Source organism: Marinobacter bryozoorum (genome assembly GCF_023156245.1).
GTDB lineage: Bacteria > Pseudomonadota > Gammaproteobacteria > Pseudomonadales > Oleiphilaceae > Marinobacter > Marinobacter bryozoorum.
Genome location: NZ_JAKZAH010000033.1, coordinates 36,301 through 42,683 on the forward strand (window position 1 = coordinate 36,301; position 6,383 = coordinate 42,683).

6 protein-coding genes are annotated in these 6,383 nt (G+C 59.4%); 5 read left to right on the forward strand and 1 reads right to left on the reverse strand.

Annotated elements, in window-relative coordinates; translation table 11 throughout:
- The 5 genes from tsaA (at position 1) to MLC59_RS15345 (ending at position 5,046) form a co-directional block, all read left to right on the forward strand.
- Positions 1-735, forward strand: coding sequence for a tRNA (N6-threonylcarbamoyladenosine(37)-N6)-methyltransferase TrmO (gene tsaA / locus MLC59_RS15325; protein WP_248235921.1), 735 nt, complete (start codon positions 1-3; stop codon positions 733-735).
- Between the two features lie 40 nt (positions 736-775).
- A complete protein-coding gene (locus tag MLC59_RS15330; RefSeq protein ID WP_248235926.1) occupies positions 776-3,157 on the forward strand; it encodes a response regulator in 2,382 nt (793 codons plus the stop codon).
- Positions 3,157-3,360, forward strand: coding sequence for a DNA gyrase inhibitor YacG (gene yacG / locus MLC59_RS15335; protein ID WP_248235929.1), 204 nt, complete (start codon positions 3,157-3,159; stop codon positions 3,358-3,360). Before MLC59_RS15330 ends, yacG begins: the two co-directional genes overlap by 1 nt.
- A gap of 121 nt (positions 3,361-3,481) precedes the next feature.
- Positions 3,482-4,048 carry a YfaZ family outer membrane protein gene (locus MLC59_RS15340; RefSeq protein WP_248235930.1) on the forward strand — a complete coding sequence of 189 codons (567 nt, stop codon included), beginning with the start codon at positions 3,482-3,484 and terminating at the stop codon, positions 4,046-4,048.
- Positions 4,049-4,146: 98 nt separating this feature from the next.
- Entirely contained in the window at positions 4,147-5,046 is a 900-nt protein-coding gene (locus MLC59_RS15345; protein WP_248235932.1) for a glucosaminidase domain-containing protein, read from the forward strand.
- Positions 5,047-5,092: 46 nt separating this feature from the next.
- Here MLC59_RS15345 and zapE read toward each other — a convergent pair whose 3' ends face one another.
- A complete protein-coding gene (zapE, locus tag MLC59_RS15350; protein WP_248235941.1) occupies positions 5,093-6,190 on the reverse strand; it encodes a cell division protein ZapE in 1,098 nt (365 codons plus the stop codon).
- Positions 6,191-6,383: the final 193 nt, after the last annotated feature.

Here is a 6,383-nt window from a genome sequence, read left to right on the forward strand (position 1 = left end):
GTGCCACGCCATCCAGCCAGGCCTGCAGATGAAGCCCTTACCCTGACCCCCATTGCCATCACACGTTCCTGCTTCCGGGACAAGTTCGGCGTGCCTCGCCAGCCAGGCCTGACCCGCCACGCCTGGGCCGACCTGGTTATCCGTCCCCCGTTCAACCGGGAAGATGCTTTCCGGGGCCTGGAAACCTGCACACACCTGTGGCTGACGTTCCAGTTCCATGAAGCGGTGCGGGCTGACTGGCGCCCCGTAGTGCGGCCACCAAGGCTGGGGGGAAACCGCAAGGTCGGCGTGTTCGCCAGCCGCTCCCCGTTTCGCCCCAACAGTCTGGGACTGTCCGTGGTGCGCAATGAAGGACTGACCAGAAAGGACGGTGAGTTGATCTTGCGGATTCGCGACCATGACCTGATCGACGGTACACCGATTCTCGACATCAAACCTTACCTTCCCTTTGCCGATGCAATACCGGATGCGCGGATTGGCTGGGCCGGCGAAACCGCGCCGGAGCGTCTGCCAGTCCGATTTTCCGACGAGGCCCGGGCGCAACTTGCCGCTCTCCCCGCGGACGACTACCCTGACCTGCAAGGGTTAATCGAAGACGTGACCTGCTACGATCCCCGCCCATCGTTCCGTCGGGGCAGGCAGGATGAGAACCGAATTTACGGCGCGCACCTCTATGACCTGAACGTCCGTTTCAGGTTCGATATGGTCGGTGTCGTTATATTGACAGTCTGTTAGACTGACTTCTGGAATTCTGTATCACAGGGAAACATGTGCTTTGTCTGCATCCAGAGTGATCGCTGCCCTGACCCGAATACTCAGTGTCCGGCCCCTGGCCGCACGCCTTTTGATCTATGTTTTGCTGTTCAGCCTCGTGGTGGCGCTGGTGGCCACCGGCCTTCAACTGGCAGGCGAAACCAGCCGGCGGGTCGACGAAATCCGTCACCTCCAGCAAAAAACTGCCGAAATAACTGAAGGCAACCTCAGCCAGCAACTGTGGCTGATGAACTTCGATGAGGTGGAAAACACCCTGAACGACCTGCTGGCGTTCGAGGTTATCCGGCACGCCGAAATCACCACGACCAGCGGTCAGCAGTTCAGCATCGGCGAATTCCCGGATGGGAGCACCATTACCCACGAACACCCGCTTCGCATCAGCGGCTCATCGCTGGTGGATACACCGACCCTCGGCCGGCTGGTGCTGACTTCATCGGCGGACCAGGTAAAGGCCGCCGTAAGGGAGCGGGCATTCACCCTGTTACTGTTCCAGTCTGTCATTGTCATGCTGGGCACCCTGGGCCTGCTGGTGATTGTCCGATTCATGCTTTCGCGCCACCTGGAAACCATGGCCGCCTGGACCACGCGACTCAACCTGGATGCGCTGATAGAACCGCTCCGGCTTCAGCGTAAGCCACCGCCATCCCCGGATGAACTCAGCGAGATGGAGCAGGCCCTGAACCAGATGCGGGAGCGCCTGCTGGACGAAACCCGAGACCTGCGCCAGACCAGCCGACAGTCCATGGACGAGCGGGACGAGGCGGTTCGAGCCAACCACGCCAAGAACCTGTTCCTGGCCAACCTCAGCCACGAACTGCGAATTCCCCTGCAGTCGGTACTGGGCTATGCCAGCCTGCTGCAGGACACCCGCCTGGACCAGGAGCAGCGGGACTATATCGATACGCTGCTCAACGCCGCCGAAGGTCTGTCTGCGATCATCAACGACCTGCTGGATATTTCCAGTATCGAGGCCGGCAAGCTTGAGCTGGATGAAATCCCCTTTGACCTGCGGGAAACCCTCAACGATCTCGTCAGCATGCTCGGCCCACGGGCCCGTGAAAAGGGCCTGGCACTGGAACTGAGGGTCGATGATAACCTGCCGGCGCAGGTCATGGGCGACCCTATCCGCGTCCGGCAAATACTGCTAAACCTGACATCCAACGCCATACTCTATACCGACTCAGGCCATGTGCTGGTCAGCGCCGAAGTGCTGGGGCACGAGGGAAACCGGGTGCAGTTACGCCTGTCGGTCGAAGATACTGGCACAGGTATCAGCGCCGCCAACCTGCCCCTGATTTTCGAGCCCTATGTACAGCTGGACGCCCGGCACCGGCGACAGCTGCCCGGGGCGGGCCTGGGGCTGACCATCTGCCGCCAGCTGGTCCGGCTGATGGCGGGGCACATGGACGTGGAAAGCTCCCCCGGCGAAGGCTCCACCTTCTGGGTGGAACTCTCCCTGGCCGAAACCAGCCAACGGCAACCCAGAAGCCGGACAAGCCTGGGACACGTCCGCGGCAGGCGCATCCTGGTGGCAGACTCCTACGCACTGTCCCGAAAGATCACCCTGGAAATGCTGTCACGACTGGAAGTGGATATCGAAGCGGCGCGCTCAGGCGCCGAGACCTTCTCAGCCCTGGCGACCGCCGAGGAAGCCGGAACACCGTTTGACGCAGTTATCCTGGACGGCTTTGTCCCGGACATGGAAAGCGACCAGCTATGTCGCAAGGTGCGGAAAAATCCGGCCTGGCAAGATACCCGGATTTTCATTCTTTCGGCCAACCCGCAACGGGGCGATGGCGAACACTTCCGCGAAGCCGGGGCCGATGCTTTCCTCAGCAAGGCGCTGAGGGAATCACGCCTGGCTCCCATGCTTAACCAGCTGTTCAAGGACGCGGACCAGGGCAAGCGCCCGTTCCTGACCCGCTTCTCATTACAGGCCCCGATGGCGCCCCTGCCTGCTCCGGCGCCCCTGCCCTGCGGCCCGATGCAGGTCTTGCTGGCCGAGGATAACCCGGTCAACCGGGCGCTGACCCAGCGGCTGCTGGAGAAGCTGGGGTGCCGGGTCACTACCGCCAACGATGGCCAGGAAGCACTCCAGGCCTGGCAGGGTGCCCGATTTGACCTGATCTTCATGGACTGCGTGATGCCAGGCCTGGACGGCTATGAGGCCACCCGGCAACTTCGAAAGCAGGAGGCGATCACCGGTGTTCCCTATACCCCGGTGGTTGCGCTGACTGCCAGTGCCATGGAGCAGGATGAAGAAAGAAGCCGGCAGGCTGGCATGGATATCTTTGTCGCCAAGCCGGTTAACATCGACATGCTCAGGGCAGTTCTGGAACAATACTGTGCGGAACACCAACCGGATACCGTGCGAGAAACCTGATGTATGTAGATTGCCCAACCTGTAAAACCCCCGTGGAATGGAACGACAGCAACCCCCACCGTCCCTTTTGCTCTGATCGCTGCCGCCTGATCGACCTGGGTGCGTGGGCCAGTGAGGATTACCGTATTCCGTCCCGGGAGCCGGTTTCCGAGGATGACCTGCTGGAGTCCCTGCAGCAGCAGGGCACCGACAAACCACACTGACCCCCGCGCCAGCTGAACGGACTTTAAGTTGAGTGCCATCATTGCCGCCGGTAGTATGCCTTGGCGTTATCACTGTGATTCGATAAAAACGCTTTAACCAACTTTCCAGAGGTATCCCATCATGCTGTTCAGGACTTCTGCCATTGCCCTGCCTGTCGCGCTTTCACTGGCCGCAGCGCCGGCATTCGCTTCGGATGTGGATTTCAGCCTGACCAACGAATCCGTCAAGGGCCAGGTAAACTTCTTTGATTCACGCTCGGACATCCAGGCTGGCGCAGGTTATACCTACCATGAAGGCAGCCGTCACCTGATGAACGGTGACTTCCATGCCCAGGGCCGCACAGCACTGGGCAACCTGCCCACCACGGCCGGCATCGGTTTCCGTGGTATGGCGTGGGATGACGATGACCTGGATGGCGGCGCAGTGGGTATTGGCGGCTTCGCCACTGTAAACATCCCCAATGTTCCTGGGCTGTCATTCAGCGGTAGCGCTCACTATGCCCCCAGCATCCTGTCGTTCGGCGACTCTGATGACCTGACCAACCTGGAGCTGCGCGCAAGCTACCGGATTATTCGCAACGCCGATGTATTTGCGGGTTACCGCTACGTCAATACCGACCTGGATGACAGCCAGGGAGATATTAACCTGGACGAAGGCGTTCTGGCCGGTATGAAGATCTTCTTCTGATACAAACCTGAACAGGTTTGTCGTCGTAGTCACTGGTACACTCCCGATTATCAGTACCGGCTACGAGGATTCGAATGTCTGCAGGTTTAAGAAGTCTGATGTTATTCGTGCCCCTGGCGGCTATCGCGCTCTGGGGCACACTACACTCCCCTCCCCCCCTGGACCGGGCCGGGCCAGACGATGATATCGAACTGGCCACCCTGCCTCCTTTGCCCCGCTGGACCCAGGACGCCCTGCCCAACTTTGACCTTTACTACGACGTCACTGAAAAAAAAGCCGCTTTCTTTTCCTATGTATACAGCCGTACAGTGCTGGTAAACAGCCGCATCCTGCTGGAAAGGCACCATCTTCGCCTGTTACAGAACAAGCAATCTCTCACTGAAGAGGACAAGCGATGGCTCGCCGCCCAGGCCGAACGCCTGCGGGTGGATGAAGATAACGCCAGTGATGAGATGTTCCGCCTGCTGTTCAGGAGGCTTGACACCGTGCCCCCCTCCCTGGTCCTTGCCCAGGCCGCCAATGAATCCGCCTGGGGCACGTCACGATTCGCCCGTCAGGGCAACAACCTGTTCGGCCAGTGGTGCTTTTCCCCCGGTTGCGGGCTGATCCCCCTTAACCGCCCGCAAGGTGCCAGTCACGAAGTCGCCCGCTTCCGCTCCCCGTATCACTCGGTACGAGCCTATGTACAGAACCTGAACCGGCACCCCAGCTACACGACCTTACGCGACCTGCGTGCCAGGACCCATGACCGGGGAGAACACCCCTCCGGGGTCCAACTGGCCGCCGGGCTCAGCCATTACTCAGAGCGGGGAGCAGCCTATATTCAGGAAATTCGCAGTATGATCCGTTACAACAACCTGGCCTGGTACGATCAGAAATACCGGGAGACCATTATGGGCAGGGATAATATCGAGGGGTTGCTGGAGCTGGCGACCGCAGCGGAACACCAGCTGCAGCCGGATTTCGGAAAGACACCGGACACGGCACTGGCAGATTGAACAGGCGCCCGCTGCAGGGACGCCTGGCTCATTCCTTGCCTTGACTTCATGCCTTGTGAGGAGCCCCCAGGTATTCCCTGGACTGCATCTCCAGCAGCCTTGACTCGGTACGCTCAAACTCGAAGCCCAGGCGCCCCCCGGCATAAAGCTCGGTGATCGGCGCCTCCGCCGAGATAATCACCTTCACGTTCCGGTCGTAGAATTCATCGATCATATTGATGAAACGGCGGGCCTGGTCGTCCTTGTCACGGCCCAACACCGGCACATTCGACACAATGATAGTCTGGAATTCCCGCGCCAGTTCAATGTAGTCGTTCTGGCTGCGGGGGCCATCACAGAGTTCACGAAACTCGAACCAGACCACGTCATCTGCGTGGGCCCGGGCCTGGAGCTTCCGGCCGTTAACTTTCAGGTTCAGGGAGTGGCTGCCCGCTTCCACTGCCAGGCCATCAAAGCTGCTCTGAAGACTGATATCGGCCTGCTCGTCCAGGGGCGAGTGGTAAAGCTCCGCCTGTTCCAGCGTCCGCAACCGGTAATCCACTCCGCCGTCCACGTTAACTACATCCGTATATTTCTTTACCAGGTCGATGGCCGGCAGGAAGCGCGCCCGCTGCAGGCCGTCCTTGTAGAGTCCATCCGGCTGGATGTTGGACGTACACACCAGGGATACGCCGCGACTGAACAGACCGTCCATCAGCGTGGCCAGGATCATGGCATCGCCGATATCGGACACGAAGAATTCGTCAAAGCAGATAACCCGGGCTTCATCGGCAAACTGTGCGGCAACCTTCTCGAGGGGGTTTTTCTCTCCCTTCAGCTTTCTCAGTTCACCGTGAACTCGCTGCATGAAACGATGAAAATGCACCCGCATTTTACGCTCGAAAGGCAGCGACTCGTAGAAGGTATCCATGAGATAAGTCTTGCCCCGACCCACGCCACCCCAGAAGTAGAGGCCCTTGACCGGTTCCTCTCGCTTTTTGCGTACTTTCAGGGAAAATTTCTTCAGTGGCCTGGCGCGTTCATTTTCCGCCTCCACCAGACGCTCGTACAGAGACTGCAACCGTCTTACGGCATCTTCCTGCGCCGGATCCCTTTCAAAGTCCGGTCGCTCAAGGTCTTGCTGGTATCGTTCCCAGGGTGTCATTCAGAGCCTTCCCCTTCAAGGATCAGGTATCGTGATGAAAAATCGGCGCGGTATTGTCGCAGATTTACGACGTTGTCGCCATTTTACGGAAAGCAGCCCTGGCAGGACCTTCCCACTGTCCACGAGCATCCACCATGGCAGCCAGGGCTTCAGAATCCAGGTAGACTAACGAATTAACCAAACGGGACACTAG